A 19,341-nucleotide genomic window follows, 5' to 3' on the forward strand; every position below is an offset into this window, starting at 1 on the left:
GCGCTAAGGCGGGGGTCAGGCCCCAGTTACAGGACGACCCCGATGAAAGCGCGTATTTTCCAGAAGCCCAAGAATGCGATGCAGTCGGGGCGTGCCGGAACGCAGCGCTGGATGCTGGAATTTGCCCCTGCCGAAGCGCGTAAGGCCGATCCGTTGATGGGCTGGTCGGGCAGCGGCGATACGCAGCGCCAGCTGCGCCTTGGCTTCGCGAGCCAGGAAGAGGCGGTCGCCTATGCGAACCGCAATGGCATTGAGGCCGAGGTGGTCGCGACCCCCGTTCGCACGTTGAAAATCCAGGCCTACGCAGACAATTTCCGGTAAATACCACCCATCGTCATTGCGAGGAGCCGAAGGCGACGCGGCAATCCAGAATATGCGTAAACCGCGCTGGATTGCTTCGCTGCGCTCGCAATGACGAGCTATTTATTCGCTGTCGGGCTGTAGCAGTTTGTGCAGGTGGACGACGACATATTTCATTTCGGCATCGTCGACCGTGCGCTGCGCCGCGCTGCGCCACGCCTTTTCGGCGGACTTGTAGTCGGGATAGAGGCCCACGACGTCGAGGTTGTGAAGGTCGGTAAAGTCGAGGCCCTGCGGGTCGCTGACGCGTCCGCCGAAAACCAGGTGAAGCTTGCTCATCTTCGGATTCCTGCCGGTAAAAGTCTTGGGGAGGGGAAGCGCAGCCCCCTATTCCGCAACGGGCGAATAAGCAAGTCAGCTGTCCTCAGCTGTCGGGATCTTCCTTGCGACCTTTAGGCAGCAGCGAGCCGAGCAGCGCACCGATTGCGACCGCCCCGGCGACGAGCGCCAGCGGCTGCTTTTCGGCCGCGTCCTTCAACTTGCTGTTTGCGCGCTTGGCCTGTGCCTTCCCCTTCTCATAGACTTCGCCGGCGGCTTCGCGGGCGACGCCGGCCTGTTCGCTCGCCTTGGCGGCAAGGTCTTCGGTCGCGGCGCGGGCGCGGCCATAGCCATCCTGGATGCGCGCCTTTGCCGCCTCGGCGGTCAGTCGTGCATTCTCGGCGGTTTTCTCCGCCAATTCACTCGCTTTGGCACGCGTTTCGCGGGCGGTTTCACCGAACGGCTTCATCTTCTTCCTCCAATGTTTCGATGTCATCCGCGTCCGCCGATACATCGGGGGAACGAAAATGATCGGCGACGCCTGTCGCCAAATCCTGAATTTTTTTCGTCAGACGAGGCGCATGTTCCTTGATCGGTTCGCGCAGCAACCATGCAAGGCCCGCCGCCGCAGCAAGCGCGATGGGAAGGCGATTGTTGCGAAATTGCTCCTGCACCGCGTGGGCTGTGTCATCGACCTTTTCACCGATGCGGTATTTGCCGCGATCGACGAGCGCGCTGGGTTTGAGAGCCGCGCGCGCGACGTCGAGCCGGCGGTGCAACTCCGCGCGTTGCAGCATCGAGCGACGCGCGGCGGCGATCAGGCGATTACGCGTCCGCGGCATCGTCCATCCCTTCGTTCGTCAAGTCGCGGCGAAGCGCGGTGCGAATGTCCCCATAGCTGAGCTGTGCGCGCCACCCCGCAAAAGCGGCAATGACGAGTAGAACGCTGACAACGATCAATGTCGACAGCAGTGGGCCAAGGTGTGGCGACAGCGCCAATATCGCGCCGAATGCAAGCGCCAATAATGCCACGCCGGCGGCGGTAGCCGCGACGCCGCCCCAGATCGCAGCGCGGCTGGCGCCATGCAGCGCGAGTTCGCCTCGCGCCTCGATCAGCGCAAACTCCGCCCGTGCCGTCGCCGAAAGATTGTCGACGACATCGCCGACAATTTTTTCGAGCGGGACGGGCGGCGGCGTGACCGGACGACCGCCCGGCGCATAGCCGTGACTTATGCCGTCGAAGCTGCGCGCGTCGGGCGTGGGCGGGGTGTTCGGATCTGCGGAGGCCAAGGTCCGGTCAATCGTTCGAGTTGCCCTTGAGCATACGGGCCAGCACGAAGCCGATCACCGTAGCGGCGCCGACGGCGATTGCCGGGTTCTTCTTGACCATGTCGCGCGTCGAGGCGGCGAGCTCGTCGAGATCTTTCTTGTCGAGCGACGTCGCAAGGCCGGCAACGGTGGTCGCGGCCGATCGGGCATAGTCGCCATATTGCTTGCCGAACTTGGTATCGACGGTGCCGGCGCTGTCTTCGAGCAGCTTGGCGAGGCTGCCAACGGCTTCGGCTGCCTTGTCCTTGCCTTTGTTCGCGGCGTCGCGCGCTTTGGTCGAAGCCTGGTTCTTCAGCGTCGAGGCTTCCTGCTTCAGCGAGGCGGCCTTTTTCGATGCTTCGGATTTGATGGTGTCGCGCGTCGCGGCGATCTGGTCGCGGATCGGATGATCCTTGGCGGCTTTTACGGTCGCGGGCTTGCGCGCGGGGGCAGCCTTGGTCGCGGCGGCCTTTGCAGGCGCCTTGGGACGGGGGGTGGCAACTTTCTTGGTCGCGGGAGTAGCGGCTTTGGCCATCGGCGTTGTCCTCTTCTTTTATGTCGGGTGCCGCACTGGCGAACATCCCTTTGGTCCTGCCTCAATATATAGCAAGACGGGGCTAATGGTTCCATAGGCTCGCAAAATTCCTATGCAATGGTTGCACTAGCGGCATGGCGCCGATAACAGGCGGGCGCCTTTCCCTACGCCCTTTCGGCAGGGCTTCAGCAGGACATATTCCATGACCGCCATCATCGACATTCACGGCCGCGAAATCCTCGATAGCCGCGGCAATCCGACTGTCGAAGTCGATGTCCTGCTCGAAGACGGCAGCTTTGGCCGCGCCGCGGTGCCCTCGGGCGCGTCGACCGGCGCGCATGAAGCGGTCGAACTGCGCGACGGCGACAAGAGCCGCTATCTCGGCAAGGGCGTGACCAAGGCGGTTGCCGCCGTGAACGGCGATATCGCCGAAGCGCTGATCGGCCTCGATGCCGAGGATCAGCGCGAACTCGACCAGGCAATGATCGACCTCGACGGCACCCCGAACAAAAGCCGCCTCGGCGCCAATGCGATCCTCGGCGTCAGCCTCGCCGCCGCGAAGGCGGCCGCCGACGCGCGCGGGCTGCCGCTCTATCGCTATGTCGGCGGCGTGTCGGCGCGCACGCTACCGGTGCCGATGATGAACATCATCAACGGCGGCGAGCATGCCGACAATCCGATCGACGTGCAGGAATTCATGATCATGCCCGTCGGCGCCGGCAGCATCGCCGAAGCCGTGCGCTGGGGAGCCGAGATTTTCCACACGCTGAAGAAGGGGCTGTCGCAAAAGGGCCTGTCCACGTCGGTCGGCGATGAGGGCGGTTTTGCGCCCGATCTTGCCTCGACGCGCGACGCGCTCGACTTCATCGCCGCGTCGGTCGATCGGGCGGGCTTCAAGCTCGGTACCGACGTCGTGCTCGCGCTCGATTGCGCGGCGAGCGAGTTTTTCAAGGACGGCAAATATGAGCTGCGCGGTGAATCGCTCTCGCTCAGCCCCGAGCAGATGGCCGACTATCTTGCCAAACTGGCCGCAGACTATCCGATCCGTTCGATCGAGGATGGCATGAGCGAGGACGATGTCGTCGGCTGGCAGGCGCTGACCGCGTTGCTCGGCAGCACCTGCCAGCTCGTCGGTGACGATAATTTCGTGACCAACCCGGAACGGCTGCGCTTCGGGATCGAAAACGGCATCGCCAACTCTTTGCTCGTCAAGGTCAACCAGATCGGCACTTTGTCCGAAACGCTCGACGCGGTCGATATGGCGCACCGCGCGCGCTACACCGCCGTCATGTCGCACCGTTCGGGCGAAACCGAGGATTCGACGATCGCCGACCTTGCGGTCGCGACCAACTGCGGCCAGATCAAGACCGGCAGCCTCGCCCGCTCCGACCGGCTCGCCAAGTACAACCAGCTGATCCGTATCGAAGAAGAGCTGGGCGACATGGCGCGCTATCCGGGTGCGTCGATTTTCGGTTGAGCGCAAAGCTGCGGAAAACTGTGGCCTGATGCCTTGACGCCACGAATCAACTCTGATTCAAGGGCCGGAATGACGCAGCGCCACAAATTCCGCAAATCGATGCACCGGGCCGCCGGACCCGCCATCGCTGTGATGGTGGTGCTGGCGATGATCGGCTATATCATTTTCGGTCCGACCGGCCTCTACGCCTGGGGCGATTATGGCCAGTCGGTCGAAAAGCAGCGCCTCATCCTGAGCGAGCTGACCCGGAAGCAGACCGAGCTCCAGAACCGCGTCAACCTGCTCGACCGCGGCCGCGTCGATCCCGATCTCGCCGAGGAATATGTCCGCGAAAAGCTCGGCGCCTATCACCCTGACGAATACATCATTCCGATGGAACCCGACGCGAAGCGTTGAGCTTTCGCTGCGGCTTCGCTGCATCCATGCTGCATACGTAAGTTTGGCATCGCCCCCTCCCATGGTGGGCGTTGCCAAGTGCCGCGCGGCTCTCCTATATGGCGGCTTGCCGTAACGGCTAAATGCAAAGGAACCCGTCTTGGCCAAAGCACCTGCGCGAACCTCCCCCGCGCCCAAAAAGACTGCATCGACCCCAGCCGCTGCGAGCAATCGCGAGCAACCGCGCGAGCCCGTCCCCTATGACGCGACGCCTGAGGAGCTGGAAAAATTCTATCGCGAGATGCTGCTCATCCGCCGCTTCGAAGAGAAGGCGGGGCAGCTTTACGGTCTCGGGCTGATCGGCGGTTTCTGTCACCTCTACATCGGTCAGGAAGCTGTCGCGGTGGGCCTGCAGTCGGCGCTCGACGGCGACAAGGACAGCGTTATCACCGGCTACCGCGACCATGGTCACATGCTCGCTTACGGGATCGATCCCAAGGTCATCATGGCCGAACTGACGGGACGCCAGGCCGGCATCTCGAAGGGCAAGGGCGGCTCGATGCACATGTTCAGCGTCGAGCATAAATTCTATGGCGGCCACGGCATCGTCGGCGCGCAAGTGTCGCTGGGCACCGGGCTGGCCTTTGCGCACAAGTATCGCGGCGATGGCGGGGTGGCGATGGCCTATTTCGGCGACGGCGCATCGAACCAGGGCCAGGTGTACGAAAGCTTCAACATGGCGGAGCTGTGGAAGCTGCCGATCATCTTCGTGATCGAGAACAACCAGTACGCGATGGGCACCTCGGTCAACCGCTCGTCGGCTGAGGACCAGCTTTACCGTCGCGGCGAAAGCTTCCGCATTCCCGGGATGCAGGTCGACGGCATGGACGTGCTCGCGGTGCGCGGCGCGGCCGAAGCGGCGCTCGAATGGGTTCGCGCGGGCAAGGGGCCGGTGCTGATGGAACTCAAAACCTATCGCTATCGCGGTCACTCGATGTCCGACCCGGCGAAATATCGCAGCCGCGAAGAAGTGCAGGCGGTGCGCGACAAGTCCGACGCCATTGAACATTTGAAAAAGCTGATGACCGGTGCGGGCATCACTGAAGACAAGTTCAAGGAAATCGACAAGGAGATCCGCGCGATCGTGGCCGAGTCCGCCGACTTTGCGGAAAGCGCGCCCGAACCCGAACTTCATGAACTTTATACCGACGTGCTGGTGGAGCAATATTGAGATGGCCATCGAATTGAAAATGCCGGCACTGTCGCCGACGATGGAAGAAGGCACGCTCGCCAAGTGGCTCGTCAAGGAAGGCGACGCGGTGAAGTCGGGCGACATTCTCGCCGAGATCGAAACCGACAAGGCGACGATGGAATTCGAAGCGATCGACGAAGGCACGATCGGCCAGATTCTGGTCGCCGAGGGCACCGACAATGTGAAGGTCGGCACCGTGATCGCGACGATCACGGGCGAAGGTGAAGAAGCCGCGGCTCCGGCTCCGGCCGCTCCTGCCGCCGCACCGGCTGCTGCACCCGAACCCAAGGCCGAAGCGCCCGCACCGGCGCCCGCCGCCGCTCCGGCTGCGGTCCCCGCTGCCGCCGAGCGCGCATCGGACCCGGCAATTCCCGCGGGCACCGCGATGGTTCGCCTGACCGTCCGCGAAGCGTTGCGCGACGCGATGGCCGAGGAAATGCGAAAAGACGACCGCGTCTTCGTGATGGGCGAGGAAGTCGCCGAATATCAGGGCGCGTACAAGGTGACTCAAGGCTTGCTTGAGGAATTCGGCGCACAGCGCGTCGTCGACACGCCGATCACCGAATATGGCTTTGCCGGGCTTGGCACCGGCGCCGCGATGGGAGGGTTGCGCCCGATCGTCGAGTTTATGACCTTCAATTTCGCGATGCAGGCGATCGACCATGTCATCAACTCGGCGGCAAAGACGAACTATATGTCGGGCGGCCAGATGCGCTGTCCGATCGTGTTCCGCGGCCCCAACGGCGCCGCAGCGCGCGTCGGCGCGCAGCACAGCCAGAACTACGCACCCTGGTACGCCAGCGTACCCGGTCTGATCGTGATCGCGCCCTATGACGCCGCCGATGCCAAGGGGCTGCTGAAAGCCGCGATCCGTACCGAAGATCCGGTGGTGTTCCTCGAGAACGAGCTGCTTTATGGCCGCAGCTTCGACGTTCCCGAGGTTGATGATTTCGTCCTGCCGATCGGCAAGGCGCGGATCATGCGTCAGGGCAGCGACGTCACCATCGTCAGCTATTCGATCGGAGTTGGGCTTGCGCTCGAAGCCGCCGACGAACTGGCGGGCGAGGGCATCGACGCCGAAGTCATCGACCTGCGCACGCTACGTCCGCTCGACACGGCGACCGTGCTTGCGAGCCTCAAGAAGACCAACCATCTCGTGATCGTCGAGGAAGGCTGGCCGACCTGTTCGATCGCCAGCGAACTCGCGATGGTCGCAATGGAGCATGGCTTCGATGATCTCGATGCCCCCGTGATGCGCGTGTGCAACGAAGATGTGCCGCTGCCCTATGCCGCGAACCTTGAAAGGGCCGCGCTGGTCGACACGCCGCGCGTCGTTGCAGCCGTGAAGGCGGTCCGCAATCGCGCCTGACGACCCGGACGCGGCTTTCTATCCCGATATGCGCGATCCGCGCGTGCTGGTTTCCGTACCGCACGCGCGGCGCGCGGCGATGGCGGCGCTGTGGGAATTGGCGGCGCGGCTGACCAAGCTTCTACTCGACGCGCGTGAGCCGCTGATCGCACAGATCAAGCTCGCCTGGTGGCGCGACATGGCGGCGATGATTGCGAGCGATCCGGCGGCACTGCCGAAGGGTGAGCCGCTGCTCGCCGAGCTTCAGGCGACTTGGGCGGGGCAGGGCGGCCTCGACGCATTGGTTGACGCCGCCGAGGCGATGCTGGTCGCCGAGGACGATGCCGAGCGGCGCGCCGCGTCCGCGAGCTTCGGCGGACAACTTTTCAGATTGTCCGGTGGCGAAGTGGCGGGCGGGAAACGCTGGGGCCTCCTGTGGGGCGCCGGGGTCGAGGACGGCGAGCGCGAGGCCCGCAATCTTCTCGGTCATGCCAAGATTCTGGCAGCTCCGTCGCGCCGCGATTTCGCCGGAAACCGGTCGCTCCTGATGCTCGACCGCTGGGCCGCGGCGATCGCGAGCCATGGCGGCGAACGAAACATGCGCAGCGAGGGGCTGCTCCTCCTGCGCATCGGCCTTTTCGGCCGCTGACGATTAAAACGCGTCGGGGGTGGAAATAGCGCTTCCAAACAACTATCTTCGCCAGAACAAACGGGGTCGCAGGGGACAATGCGATGTTCAACGGGCTGGTCGCCTATCTCGATTCGATCAAGGCGCGCGACCCTGCGCCGCGGTCGCGCTGGGAAATTCTACTCTATCCGGGGCTCGTCGCCGTCGGCATGCACCGCATCGCGCACTGGCTGTTCGAGGCGCGGCTGTTCTTTCTCGCGCGCTTCATCAATCACCTGTCGCGCTTTCTGACCGCGATCGACATTCATCCGGGTGCGCAGATCGGCCGGCACCTGTTCATCGACCATGGTTTCGGTGTCGTCATCGGCGAGACCGCCGAGATCGGCGACAATGTCTCCATTTATCAGGGCGTGACGCTCGGCGGCACCGATCCCGCCAACGGCATCGGCGGCAAGCGCCACCCGACGCTCGCCGATGATGTGATCGTCGGATCGGGCGCCCAGATTCTCGGCCCCATCACCGTCAACGCCCGCGCGCGGGTTGGTGCTAACGCGGTGGTGACCAGGGACGTGCCCGAGGGCGCGGTGATGGTCGGCATCCCGGCGCGTTCGACCTTGCTCGATGCGACCGAATATGCGCGCGAATTCGTACCCTATGGCACGCCGTGCAGCGAAACCTTCGACCCTGCGACGCAAAAGATCGAACTGCTGCAATGCCAGCTCGATCTGCTGCAGAAGCAGCTCAAGTCGCTTCTCGATGAACGCGAAGTCGCTGAGGAACAGGCGCCGCGGCGCAAAGGGAGCCGGACCGGCGCCTGATGGGAACGGTGACGCCCCTGTCGTTTCATAATCGGACGACGCCCCTTCAGACCGGTTTCGAGCGCCCAGAACTCATGCGTATCCTCGATCTTTACGGCCGCATGGTCGCGGCGGGGCATTGGCGCGATTATGCGATGGACTTCCACCGCGACGCCGCGGTCTTCTCGGCCTTTCGCCGCGCGGCCGAGCGCCCCGAATATCGCATCGAAAAACGCCCCGCCTTGCGGAGCCGTCAGGGCATGTGGGCCCTTGTCTCCGAAGCCGGGGCGATTTTGAAACGCGGGGACGAGCTTTCAAATGTGCTCGCCCCCGTCGAACGCAAGCTTATGAAGCTGGTATCGGACTGACCGTTCGCGCCGTCGCGGGCAGTTGGTTCGCGAGATTGTCGGGCAGGAAGCCGACCACCACCGCGCGCGCATTCTGCCAGAAGGCCGAGAGCAGCAGAAGCGCCGAACCGATTACGAACGCCGTCAGCGCGACATTGAGCTCGACCGCGCCAAAGGTGTTGAACAGCTGCGTCATCGCGAACAGCACATAGGCGAGCGCGGAGACGAGCAGCGCGCGGCGGTCGATCGCGAGCGCGATCAGCCCGAACAGAATATAGACGCCGATCACCATCACCGCCGCGGCGCTGCCGATGTCGTCGCCGCGCGTGACGCCGAGCAGGTGAAAGATCGGGTGCGCGATCATCGGCGCAGCGAGCAGGTGGAGCCAGAAGGCGACGTCGCTGCGGCGCGTCTGGCGCACCCGGTCGCTGCGGTCCCACCACATCGCGAGCGCGAAGACGCCGAGCCCGGCGATCAGCACCAGCGCCATCACCAGATCGGGGGAACCGGAAACGCCGGTGATCGAGAGGATCAGCGCGACCGCAGTAGCCGCGAGCGCAGCGGTGCCTGCGGCGACGGTGACCGGGACCATGAAACGCTTCCAGTGCATCCAGGTCGCAGCCGCGGTCACCAGGGCGATTCCGCCGATGAGCAGCGCACCGACGGTTTCGCCGGGATCCCTGCTGAAAATGGATTCGCCATGCTCGACAAGTAAGCCGATCATCGTCGCCGCGACGCCGCCCGAAAAGGCGAGGACAAGCACGATGCTGGGCAGCGCCATGCGCCGCTTGCGGGTAAAATATTCGGCGAGGAACCACGCCGACGCGGCGACGAACGCGCCGCCGAGCGCGGGATGGATCGAGGCGCCGATCCAGCCGACCGCGACGAGCAGGATGACCGCCGCGATGCTGACGAAAATATCGTTGAAGCCGGTGATAAGGCGGAATGATTCCTCATCCGCTCCGGGGGCGGCGCGCACCGATGCAATATGCGACCGGAAAGCCAATGCGGCCTCCGGCGTCAATACCTTTGCATCGACCGCGGCTTGCAGGTCGCTTTCACTGTACATCGGGGTCGTCCTTTTGTCCGATCCCCTTGCCCCGCACTGCTTCTAGCAGGTCTGTATTAGTGATGCAATACAATAAGTCAGGAGAAGATTTCCGCCGAGGTCAGCCGCTCGCGCTGCGCGATGGTGATCCGATCGACAACGCGCAGCGCGAGCAGATAAAGGACCAAATTGATCCCCGAAAAGAAGATCGACAGGATTAGCGCCTCGCGTTCCTTGGCGGGGTTCGTAGCGTCCGTCCACGCCAAGGTCAGGACGATGCCGACCGCGATCGAGAAGGACCAGACACCCCACCAGCCGACGAGCAGTCCATTGCCGCTCGACAGGCTGTCGTCATTGCCGCCGTGGCTGGCGTTCCAGATCTGGCGCATTGCTTGATAGGGTCTGACGAAATTGGCGAACGGCACGAAATGCCACCCGACCGCCCACGCCGGGGTGAAGGTGAAGCCGGGAACACGCGCGGCCTTCACGTTCGCGGCAGCGCGATATATCCACATGCAGAAGATCACGGTGGTGACGAGTTCGACCAAAAGGTCGGCCGCCGTCACACCGAGGTAAAGCGCGTTGAACCCTTCGATCGGTGCGTTGTCGGCTAGCGACACCAGCCCGTTCAGTTCGGCGACCTCGCCGACGAGGACCAGCGCGACCAGAATGAAACCCGCGACGAGCAGGGCTTTGACGAGCCTGCCGCGCCGTTGGAGGAGGGCGATGCCTTCGCCCAGGTTCATGTCGGTCATAAGCAGCACCCCCGCGACCGGCGTTGCCCGCCCCGGGCCTCGCCGATACGCGGAACATCTACCCGCCTCACCCCAGCGCCATCAACGCCTTCATGACGTTCATCGACTGTTCGCTGCCCGACTGCGGGACGATCTCGCCATTGCGGTCGATGATCTTCTCCCATGCCGCGGCGACGCCTTCGGGGGTGCGTTCGCCCTCGGGCAGCGCGACGCCGGGGGTCATGGTGACATAGGCGGCGTGGAACGCGCCCGCGCCCGCGCCGATAATCATGTTGGTCGGCGCATCCTCGCTGACGAGGTAGAGCGCCGCGGGGACGACATTCTCGGGCGTGAACTTTTCGAACAGTTCGGCGGGGAAGATATCCTCGGTCATGCGCGTGCCGGCGACCGGCGCGATCGTGTTGCAGCGAATATTATATTTCGCGCCTTCGAGGTGGAGCGTCTTGGTCAGCCCGGCAAGGCCGAGTTTCGCCGCGCCATAATTGGCTTGGCCGAAATTGCCGTAGAGGCCGGTCGACGAGGCGGTCATCAGGATGCGGCCATAGGCCTGTTCGCGCATCAGGTCCCAGCACGCCTTGGTGACATTGGCGCTGCCGCTGACATGCACCTTCAGCACCAGGTCGAAATCGGCGGGCTCCATCTTGGCGAAGCTCTTGTCGCGCAGGATGCCGGCGTTGTTGATCAGGACGTGGACGCCGCCCCATTCTTCCTTCGCCTTGGCGACCATTTCGACCATCTGCTCATATTCAGTGACGCTGCCCCCGTTCGACATCGCGGTGCCGCCCGCAGCGCGGATTTCCTCGACAACCTGCAGCGCGGCGTCCGAATGGCCGGTGCCGTCGCGCGATCCGCCGAGGTCGTTGACGACGACTTTCGCGCCGCGCCGCGCGAGTTCGAGCGCGTAGGCGCGGCCAAGGCCGCCGCCGGCGCCCGTAACAATAGCAACACGGCCGTCAAATTTGATCGTCATGATGGTCTCCCGGAAGGGGCCGCCCTTGCAGAAAGGTAGCCCGAAAAAACTGGACCGTCCTTAGCCGTTCATGCCCCGCTGGCAAGAGGGAGCGAAAACGCCGACTGCAACGGAAGTGTCATCTTAAAGACGTGCAACTGTCACATATCGGTCATAACAGCGCCCACAGATTGTCACTTTTTCGCAACGGAGCAGATCCCTCATGCGTCACGCCCTGACCGCCGCCCTGCTGGCGACGTCGATGTTCAGCCTGCCGACCGCCGTCCACGCGCAGGCGATGACGGCCGAGGAGGCGGCACAACTGCGCGCCGAACTCGCGGCGCTTAAGTCGCAGGTGCAGACGCTCGAAACCCGGCTCGACGCCGCGACCGCGCAGCCGGCGCCCGCTCCCGCGCCGGTATCGACGCCGGCACCGCCGTCGGTTACTGCCAAGCCGGCGACCGAGATTAGCTGGAAGGGCGCGCCCGAGGTCAAGACCGCCGACGGCTGGAGCTTCAAGCCGCGCGGGCGTATGCAGGTCGACCTGGCGGGCGTCGACACCCCCGCCGGGGTCACCGGGGCGCGCGGCGGCCTGAAGACCGAATTCCGCCGCGTCTACCTTGGCGTTGACGGCAAGATTCCGGGCGGTTTCGCCTATCGCGTCGAGGCCGACATCGCGAATAATTCGGTCGAGCTGACCGACGTCTATCTCACTTACGGCACCGGGCCGCTGTCGGTCACCGCCGGGCAGATCAAACCCTTCTGGTCGCTCGACGAAATGACGAGCGACCTGTTTACCAGCTTCATGGAGCGCGCCGCCTTTGCACAGGCATTCGGCTTTGAACGCCGCCTCGGCCTGTCGGCGCAGTATAAGGGCAAGGATATACTGCTCCAGGGCGGCGTGTTCGGCGACAATGTCAACGACTTGCTCGACGACAGCAACAATGCACTCAGCATCGACGGGCGCGTGGTATGGATGCCCAAGCTGGGCGATACCCAGCTGCACCTCGCGGCGTCGGGGCATTATCGCGATCCCAACGATCCCGCCGCAACTGGCCGTTACCGTGCTCGGCCATTCGCCCACACGACCGACGTGCGGCTGGTCGATACCGGCCTGCTCGGTGTGTCGAGCGAACGCGGCCTTGGCCTCGAAGGCGCGGTGATCGCGGGGCCGTTCCACGCGGCGGGCGAAGGTTTCTGGCAGACCGTCAAGCGCACGGGTTCGGCCGATCCGACCTTTTTCGGCGGCTATGCCGAGGTCGGCATGGTGCTGACCCCCGGCGACGCGCGCGGATATAAGGATGGTGCGTTCGATCGGCTGAAGCCGTCGAAGCCGATCACCGCTGGCGGGATCGGCGCGATCGAACTCAACGCGCGCTACGATCATCTCGACCTCAACGACGGCGGAATTATCGGCGGACAGCAAAGGGGGGCGCTGATCGGGCTCGTCTGGGCGCCGATCGACTATATCCGCATCACCGCCAATTACGGCAGGCTGTGGATCGATGACGCGCGCATCGCGACCGCGACGGGCGACCGCAGCTATTCGGCGGACACCTTCGGGCTGCGCACGCAGGTCGATTTCTGATTATCGGAACGTCGGCTTTGGCGTGGTGAGCTGACGTTCACCCTCTCCCGTCGGGAGAGGGATATGCAGGCTTGGTTGCGCAGCAACCTAGCCGAAGTTGGGTGAGGGGATCACCCGTCAACTGCGCAGACGAACCTCAGACACCCTCACCCAACCCTCTCCCAAAGGGAGGGCTTTATGGCCGCTTCCGGTCGTTAGCGGCCGGTCACGCCCGTGCGATGAGGCTTCAGACGCTCTTCCCCGAATCCAGCGCATAACCCGCCGACCGCACCGTCCGGATGATATCCGTCGTGCCGGGCAGGTTGATCGCCTTGCGCAGGCGGCGGATATGGACGTCGACGGTGCGCAGTTCGATGTCGCTGTCCTGGCCCCAGACGCTGTCGAGCAATTGCCCGCGCGAAAAGACGCGGCCCGGATGCTCCATGAAATGGCGCAGCAGGCGAAATTCGGTCGGCCCCATCGCGACGATCTGGCTGTTGCGCACGACCTTGTGCGCGACCGAATCCAGCTCGATGTCGGCATAGGTCAGCATCTCGCCGGCCAGCGCTGGGCGCAGGCGGCGCAGCACCGCCGACACGCGCGCAACCAGTTCGCGCGGGCTGAACGGCTTGGTGACATAATCGTCGGCGCCGGTCTCAAGCCCGCGGATGCGATCCTCTTCCTCGCCGCGCGCGGTTAGCATGATGATCGGGACGTTCGCCGATTTTGGGTTGCGGCGCAGGCGCCGGCAAACCTCGATGCCCGGCAGGCTTTCGATCATCCAGTCGAGCAGGACGATGTCGGGGACGCGTTCCTCGACGAGGACGAGCGCCTGCTCGCCGTCGGGGGTCTGACGGACCGAAAAACCTTCGCGTGCGAAATGCCAGACGATGAGCTCGGCGATTGCCTCATCATCCTCGATCAGTAGCAGGTCGGGCTGCGGCATCAGCCTTGCTCCTGTTCCGCGGCGCCATCTTCGGGCTGTTCGCCGCGCTCGCGTTCCTCCATTCGTTCGCCGGTGACGACATAATAGACCATCTCGGCGATGTTGGTCGCATGGTCGCCCATGCGCTCGAGGTTCTTGGCGACAAACAGCAGATGCGCGCTTTCCGAAATATATTTCGGATTTTCCATCATGAAGGTGACGAGCGTGCGAAAGATGCTGTTGTAGAAATCGTCGACATTCTTGTCGCGGACCGTCACGCGCACCGCGAGTTCGGCGTCGCGCGCCGCAAAGCTGTCGAGCGCGTCGTGGATCAACTCGGCGACGATGCTCGACATCGACATCAAAAGCGGGATCGCCTCGATCGACCGCGTCTGGTCCATCAGCGCGACGCGCTTGGCGATATTCTTCGCATAATCGCCGATGCGCTCGACAACCGACACGATCTTGAGCGCCGCGATCATTTCGCGGAGATCGTCGGCCATCGGGGCACGGAGCGCGATCGTCTGGACCGCGAGCTGTTCGACTTCGCTTTCGAGCGCGTCGATCTTCTTGTCGTCGCGCACCACCTGTGCAGCGAGGTCGAGGTCGCCATTGTTGAGCGCGGTCATCGCCTGAAGCAGCGCCTGTTCGGCGCGGCCGCCCATGTCGCTGATCAATCCGCGGAGGCGGTTGAGGTCTTCGTCGAAAGCCTTGACGGTGTGATCGTTGACTACTGCCATCTACTTCGTCCTTTTGCGGTCGCTGGGCTTATCCGTAGCGGCCGGTGATATAATCCTTGGTCCGTTCCTGCTTCGGGTTGGTGAAGATGTCGGTCGTCTTCCCATATTCGACTAACGTCCCGAGGTGGAAAAAGGCGGTGCGCTGCGACACGCGGGCCGCCTGCTGCATATTGTGCGTGACGATGACGATGGCATATTTGCCGCGCAGCTCGTGGATCAGCTCCTCGATCTTCGCGGTCGCGATCGGGTCGAGCGCCGAACAGGGCTCGTCCATCAATATGACTTCGGGATCGACCGCGATCGCGCGCGCGATGCACAGGCGCTGCTGCTGCCCGCCCGACAAGGCAGTGCCGCTTTCGAGCAGGCGATCCTTGACTTCGTCCCACAGGCCGGCACGCACCAGCGCGCGTTCGACGATGACATCGAGGTCGGCCTTGTTCGGCGCGAGCCCGTGGATGCGCGGACCATAGCCGACATTGTCATAGATCGACTTGGGGAAGGGGTTCGGTTTCTGGAACACCATGCCGACGCGGGCGCGCAGCTGCACGACGTCCATCGATGGCGCATAGATATCCTCGCCGTCGAGCTCGATCTGTCCCGTAACGCGCGCGCTGGCGACGGTGTCGTTCATGCGATTGAGCGAGCGCAGAAAGGTCGACTTGCCGCAGCCCGACGGGCCGATGAAAGCGGTGACCAGGTCGGTGCCGACGTCGATCGACACGTCGTTGATCGCCTGTTTGTCGCCATAGAAGACGTTGACGCCGTGCGCCTTCATCTTCGGGTCGATAATGGTCAGGTCTTCTTGGGTCATGTTCACCAGCGTTTTTCGAATTTGTTGCGAAGATAGATCGCAAAGGCGTTCATCGACAGCAGCACGATAAGCAGCACGATGATCGCGGCGGAGGTTTTCTCGACAAAGCCCCGGTCGACTTCGTCCGACCAGAGGAAGATCTGCATCGGCAGCACGGTCGCCGGCGAACAGATACCGCCCGGAACGTCACCGATGAAGGCACGCATGCCGATCAAGAGCAAAGGCGCGGTCTCCCCCAGCGCGCGCGCCATGCCGATGATGGTGCCGGTCAAAATGCCCGGCAGCGCGAGCGGCAGGACATGGTGGAACACCACCTGCACGGGACTTGCGCCAACACCCAGCGCAGCGTCGCGGATCGAGGGCGGCACCGACTTGATCGCGTTGCGGCTGGCGATGACGATCACCGGCATCGTCATCAGCGCCAGCGTCAGGCCGCCGACGAGTGCGCTCGCCTGGCAGATGCCGAACCAGTTGATGAACACCGCGAGCGCGAGCAGGCCAAAGATGATCGAGGGAACCGCGGCAAGATTGTTGATCGACACTTCGATGAGGTCGGTCCAGCGGTTCTTCGGCGCATATTCCTCAAGATAGAGCGCCGCGAGCACGCCCGTGGGAAAGGCGATGAGGAAGGCGATGAAGATCGTCAGCACCGACCCCTTGAGCGCGCCCCAGATGCCCGCGACCGCGGGATCGGTGGCGTCGGCGTTCTTGAAAAAGGGCCAGTGGATGCCGGTCCCCAGCTTGCCGTCACGCTCCAGCGCATCGACCCGCGCCCCGAGTTCGCCGCGCGCGCCGTCTTTCGCCATGATGTCGACCGCCGATGACGCCGGCAGTTCGAACACCGTCTTGCCGTTCAGGAGTTCGGGGTCGGCCTTGATCTCGCTGCGCACTTCCTTCCACGCATTCTCCGAAATCAGCTCGGCCCCGCCGTCGCCCAGCGCTTCGTCGGCGGCAAAGGCGACGATGTCGGCCAGCCCTGCGTTCGCGATCACCTGATCGGCGTCGGCATCGCCCAGCCGCGACGTATCGACCGTCAGCGGCGTGCTCTTGAAATCGATCGGCACCGCGACATGCGTATAGGTAAAGCCGCGCGCGCCGTTGCCGACCATCACGAACAGCAGGAAGGCGAGGAAAGCGCCCGAGAGTAGCACCGCGCCCAGCCCGAACAGCTTGAAGCGGCGTTCGGCGGCGTAGCGGCCCGCGATGCGCTTTTGCATCACGGTGCCTTTCCAGTCGGTGGGGGCGGTTTCCCTATTCATAAGCTTCGCGATACTTTTTGACGATGCGCAGGGCGGCGATGTTGAGCAGCAGCGTGACGATGAACAGCACGAGCCCGAGCGCGAAGGCGGCGAGCGTCTTGGCGCTGTCGAACTCCTGATCGCCGGTGAGCAATTTGACGATCTGCGCGGTCACCGTGGTGACGCTGGCAAAGGGGTTGGCAGTCATGTTGGCGGAGAGGCCCGCCGCCATCACGACGATCATCGTCTCGCCAATCGCGCGGCTGACCGCGAGCAATATGCCGCCCATCACGCCGGGCAGCGCGGCGGGGATCAGCACCTGGCGGATCGTTTCGTTCGGGGTGGCGCCGAGGGCGAGCGATCCGTCGCGCATCGCCTGCGGCACCGCGTTGATGCTGTCGTCGGCCATCGACGACACGAACGGGATGATCATCACCCCCATCACGATGCCCGCGGCAAGCGCGCTTTCGGTCGAGGCGTTCGGAATGCCCAGCATCACCGCGAAATTGCGCAGGGCAGGGGCGACGGTCAGCGCGGCGAAATAGCCGTAGACCACGGTCGGCACCCCCGCGAGGATCTCGAGGATCGGCTTGACCCAGCGGCGCACCGCGGGCGCGGCATATTGGGTGAGGTACACCGCGGTCATCATCCCGATCGGGATCGCGACGATCATCGCGATGATCGCGCCGATCAGCACCGTGCCCCAGAACAAAGGAATGCCGCCGAACGTGTCGGGCTGCGGCGCCCCGCTTTGCGGCGCCCATGTCGTCCCGAACAGCAATTCGGCGGGCGAGACGAGGCGGAAAAAGCGGATCGATTCAAAGAGCAGTGAGAGCACGATGCCGAATGTCGTGAGGATCGCGACCAGGGACGCGAGCAGCAGGAACAGCATCACGATCCGCTCGACCCGCGTTCGCGCCCGGAAATCGGGTTTGATCCGCGTGAAGGCATAAAGCCCGCCCGCGAGCGCCAGCGCGAGCATCGCGGCGATGCCGATCCACGCATATTTGTGGCTCGCGTCGGCATAGGGCTGCACCAGCGGCGCCGCGGCGGGCAGCCGCACCCTGTCCTGCTTGCCTTCGGCAACGCTGCGCGCGTCGGACAGGATCGCCCCGCGCTCGAACCCGAAAGAGGGGAGCGACTGCGCCGCTTCGCTCGTCAGCACCTGGTTGGTGATCAGCGCCGGCGAAACCGACGACCAGACGGCGAGGAACAGCGCCGCGGGGGCAAATAGCCACAGCGCGACATACCAGCCATGATATTGCGGGCGCGAATGGAGCTTTGTACCCGCGCGCCCCGCGAGCAGGTTCGACCGTTGCCGACCGGCAATCCAGCCGATCAGGGCTAACCCTGCGATCAAAAGCAAAAGGGCGGCGGCGTTGAAGGTCACGTCTCAGCGATTCCCCATTTTCCGTTTGCATCGAGCGAGTCGAGATGCGCCTGGCGCAGGGCTCGCGTGTCTCGACTTCGCTCGACACGAACGGAGGGTAGGCGGTCCAAAAAGACGGTGGCCGGACGGGCGAGCCCGCCCCGGCCACCAGCGGGAGGAAACTTAGTTGAGCTCAGCGCCGTTCAGCACGGTCATGCCGGTGCCCGCGGCGGTCGCCTTGTCGGCGATCGCCTTCGGCGACACGATCAGCCCCTTGGCGTTCAGATAACCGCCTTCGCCCGCGCCCTTCAGGAACTCGGCGACATATTCGGCGAGGCCGGGGACGACGCCGACATGCGCCTTCTTCACATAGATGAACAGCGGGCGCGAACCGGGATAGCTGCCGTCGGCGATCGCGGCATAGGTCGGCGCGACGCCCTGGATCGGCACCGCCTTGATCTTGTCCTTGTTGGCGTCGAGATAGCTGAAGCCAAAGATGCCAAGGCTGGTCGGGTTCTTGTCGAGCTTCGAGATGATGAGGTTATCATTCTCGCCCTGCTCGACATAGAAAGGCGCGCCGCGCAGCGCGGTGCAGGTCGCCTCATGCTTGTCCTTGTCGCTGGCCTTCAGCGCCTTCATCTCGGGATTGGCGTCGCAGCCGGTGCCGAGGATCAGTTCCTTGAACGCATCATAGGTGCCGCTGGTCGACGGCGGGCCGAATACCGAGATGGCGACCGCGGGGAGGGCGGGGTTCACATCCTTCCACGTCTTTGCGGTGTTCGGCTTGCCATAAGGATTGGCGGCGAGCGCCTTATAGACATCTTCCTCGGTCAGCTTGAAGCCGGGACCGCGCTGCGCTTCGCCGAGCGCGATGCCGTCGATACCGATCTGGATTTCGACGATATCCTTGACGCCGTTCGCGGCGCAGGTGTCGAATTCCTTCTTCTTGATGCGGCGCGAGGCGTTCGCGATGTCGGCGGTGTCGCCGCCGACGCCGGCGCAGAAGCGTTCGAAGCCGCCGCCGGTGCCCGTGCTGTCGATCTTCGGCGTCTTGTTGCCCGTCGCTTCGGCGAACTTCTCGCCGACCGCGGTGGCAAAGGGATAGACGGTCGACGAACCGACCGCGCTGATATAATCGCGCGCCCCGCCGCCCGAAGACGCCTGATCCTGGCACGCGGAAAGCGCGAGCGCGCACGTCGCGGCGCCAGCAATAAGAGCGAATTTCTGGAACATGGAAAAATCCTGTGGTGGGGG

General features: G+C 64.0%; 23 protein-coding genes. 9 read left to right on the top strand and 14 right to left on the bottom strand.

What is annotated here, in order from left to right:
* The first annotated feature begins 42 nt into the window (after positions 1–42).
* Positions 43–321, top strand: a complete 279-nt coding sequence (locus SKP52_RS07025; protein WP_039573255.1) for an ETC complex I subunit — start codon at positions 43–45, stop codon at positions 319–321.
* Positions 322–423: 102 nt separating this feature from the next.
* On the opposite strand, the gene SKP52_RS07030 is transcribed toward SKP52_RS07025, so the two are convergent.
* The 5 genes from SKP52_RS07030 to SKP52_RS07050 all read right to left on the bottom strand — a co-directional run bounded on the left by SKP52_RS07030 (position 424) and on the right by SKP52_RS07050 (position 2,461).
* Positions 424–639 carry a DUF4170 domain-containing protein gene (locus tag SKP52_RS07030; protein ID WP_039573258.1) on the bottom strand — a complete coding sequence of 72 codons (216 nt, stop codon included), beginning with the start codon at positions 637–639 and terminating at the stop codon, positions 424–426.
* A gap of 85 nt (positions 640–724) precedes the next feature.
* Positions 725–1,087, bottom strand: a complete 363-nt coding sequence (locus tag SKP52_RS07035) for a hypothetical protein (protein WP_039573261.1) — start codon at positions 1,085–1,087, stop codon at positions 725–727.
* Complete coding sequence (locus SKP52_RS07040; RefSeq protein ID WP_039573264.1) at positions 1,071–1,460, bottom strand: hypothetical protein; 390 nt, start codon at positions 1,458–1,460, stop codon at positions 1,071–1,073. The genes SKP52_RS07035 and SKP52_RS07040 overlap by 17 nt, the downstream gene beginning before the upstream one ends.
* The gene (locus SKP52_RS07045) at positions 1,444–1,908 is read right to left on the bottom strand and encodes a phage holin family protein (RefSeq protein ID WP_039573267.1); all 465 of its coding nucleotides are present in this window, start codon (positions 1,906–1,908) and stop codon (positions 1,444–1,446) included. Before SKP52_RS07045 ends, SKP52_RS07040 begins: the two co-directional genes overlap by 17 nt.
* A gap of 7 nt (positions 1,909–1,915) precedes the next feature.
* Entirely contained in the window at positions 1,916–2,461 is a 546-nt protein-coding gene (locus SKP52_RS07050; RefSeq protein ID WP_039573270.1) for a hypothetical protein, read from the bottom strand.
* 202 nt (positions 2,462–2,663) lie between these two features.
* On the opposite strand from SKP52_RS07050, the gene eno reads away from it, so the two are divergent.
* From eno to SKP52_RS07085, 7 genes are all read left to right on the top strand, one after another.
* The gene (gene eno, locus SKP52_RS07055; protein WP_039573271.1) at positions 2,664–3,938 is read left to right on the top strand and encodes a phosphopyruvate hydratase; all 1,275 of its coding nucleotides are present in this window, start codon (positions 2,664–2,666) and stop codon (positions 3,936–3,938) included.
* 69 nt (positions 3,939–4,007) lie between these two features.
* On the top strand, positions 4,008–4,334 hold the full coding sequence (locus tag SKP52_RS07060; RefSeq protein WP_039573274.1) for an FtsB family cell division protein: 327 nt from the start codon (positions 4,008–4,010) through the stop codon (positions 4,332–4,334).
* Positions 4,335–4,473: 139 nt separating this feature from the next.
* Positions 4,474–5,544, top strand: a complete 1,071-nt coding sequence (gene pdhA, locus SKP52_RS07065; RefSeq protein ID WP_039573278.1) for a pyruvate dehydrogenase (acetyl-transferring) E1 component subunit alpha — start codon at positions 4,474–4,476, stop codon at positions 5,542–5,544.
* 1 nt (position 5,545) lies between these two features.
* Positions 5,546–6,934 carry a pyruvate dehydrogenase complex E1 component subunit beta gene (locus SKP52_RS07070; protein WP_039573281.1) on the top strand — a complete coding sequence of 463 codons (1,389 nt, stop codon included), beginning with the start codon at positions 5,546–5,548 and terminating at the stop codon, positions 6,932–6,934.
* Between the two features lie 28 nt (positions 6,935–6,962).
* Positions 6,963–7,562 carry a hypothetical protein gene (locus tag SKP52_RS07075; RefSeq protein ID WP_228383853.1) on the top strand — a complete coding sequence of 200 codons (600 nt, stop codon included), beginning with the start codon at positions 6,963–6,965 and terminating at the stop codon, positions 7,560–7,562.
* An 83-nt stretch (positions 7,563–7,645) separates the two neighbouring features.
* A complete protein-coding gene (gene cysE, locus SKP52_RS07080; protein ID WP_039573288.1) occupies positions 7,646–8,359 on the top strand; it encodes a serine O-acetyltransferase in 714 nt (237 codons plus the stop codon).
* On the top strand, positions 8,359–8,706 hold the full coding sequence (locus SKP52_RS07085; RefSeq protein WP_039573291.1) for a DUF2794 domain-containing protein: 348 nt from the start codon (positions 8,359–8,361) through the stop codon (positions 8,704–8,706). The genes cysE and SKP52_RS07085 overlap by 1 nt, the downstream gene beginning before the upstream one ends.
* Here the strand turns inward: SKP52_RS07085 and SKP52_RS07090 are convergent.
* The 3 genes from SKP52_RS07090 to SKP52_RS07100 form a co-directional block, all read right to left on the bottom strand.
* Positions 8,684–9,754, bottom strand: coding sequence for a hypothetical protein (locus SKP52_RS07090; RefSeq protein WP_039573296.1), 1,071 nt, complete (start codon positions 9,752–9,754; stop codon positions 8,684–8,686). The two genes, SKP52_RS07085 and SKP52_RS07090, sit on opposite strands and share 23 nt — an antisense overlap.
* A gap of 77 nt (positions 9,755–9,831) precedes the next feature.
* Entirely contained in the window at positions 9,832–10,488 is a 657-nt protein-coding gene (locus SKP52_RS24515) for a DUF4328 domain-containing protein (RefSeq protein ID WP_052207937.1), read from the bottom strand.
* A gap of 67 nt (positions 10,489–10,555) precedes the next feature.
* On the bottom strand, positions 10,556–11,458 hold the full coding sequence (locus tag SKP52_RS07100; protein WP_039573299.1) for an SDR family oxidoreductase: 903 nt from the start codon (positions 11,456–11,458) through the stop codon (positions 10,556–10,558).
* Positions 11,459–11,660: 202 nt separating this feature from the next.
* On the opposite strand from SKP52_RS07100, the gene SKP52_RS07105 reads away from it, so the two are divergent.
* The gene (locus SKP52_RS07105; protein ID WP_039573302.1) at positions 11,661–13,025 is read left to right on the top strand and encodes an OprO/OprP family phosphate-selective porin; all 1,365 of its coding nucleotides are present in this window, start codon (positions 11,661–11,663) and stop codon (positions 13,023–13,025) included.
* 226 nt (positions 13,026–13,251) lie between these two features.
* On the opposite strand, the gene phoB is transcribed toward SKP52_RS07105, so the two are convergent.
* The 6 genes from phoB to SKP52_RS07135 form a co-directional block, all read right to left on the bottom strand.
* Positions 13,252–13,950, bottom strand: coding sequence for a phosphate regulon transcriptional regulator PhoB (phoB, locus tag SKP52_RS07110; RefSeq protein WP_039573305.1), 699 nt, complete (start codon positions 13,948–13,950; stop codon positions 13,252–13,254).
* Positions 13,950–14,669, bottom strand: coding sequence for a phosphate signaling complex protein PhoU (gene phoU, locus SKP52_RS07115; RefSeq protein WP_039573309.1), 720 nt, complete (start codon positions 14,667–14,669; stop codon positions 13,950–13,952). The genes phoB and phoU overlap by 1 nt, the downstream gene beginning before the upstream one ends.
* Positions 14,670–14,697: 28 nt before the next feature.
* Entirely contained in the window at positions 14,698–15,480 is a 783-nt protein-coding gene (gene pstB / locus SKP52_RS07120) for a phosphate ABC transporter ATP-binding protein PstB (protein WP_039573312.1), read from the bottom strand.
* Between the two features lie 2 nt (positions 15,481–15,482).
* The gene (pstA, locus tag SKP52_RS07125; RefSeq protein ID WP_039573316.1) at positions 15,483–16,739 is read right to left on the bottom strand and encodes a phosphate ABC transporter permease PstA; all 1,257 of its coding nucleotides are present in this window, start codon (positions 16,737–16,739) and stop codon (positions 15,483–15,485) included.
* Positions 16,732–18,048: a phosphate ABC transporter permease subunit PstC gene (gene pstC / locus SKP52_RS07130; RefSeq protein WP_407695103.1), complete on the bottom strand. Its 1,317-nt coding sequence runs from the start codon at positions 18,046–18,048 to the stop codon at positions 16,732–16,734. Before pstC ends, pstA begins: the two co-directional genes overlap by 8 nt.
* Positions 18,049–18,270: 222 nt before the next feature.
* Positions 18,271–19,320 (bottom strand): substrate-binding domain-containing protein, encoded by a 1,050-nt coding sequence (locus SKP52_RS07135; RefSeq protein ID WP_039573323.1) that lies wholly within the window; start codon positions 19,318–19,320, stop codon positions 18,271–18,273.
* Positions 19,321–19,341 lie beyond the last annotated feature (21 nt).

This window comes from Sphingopyxis fribergensis, assembly GCF_000803645.1.
Lineage (GTDB): Bacteria > Pseudomonadota > Alphaproteobacteria > Sphingomonadales > Sphingomonadaceae > Sphingopyxis > Sphingopyxis fribergensis.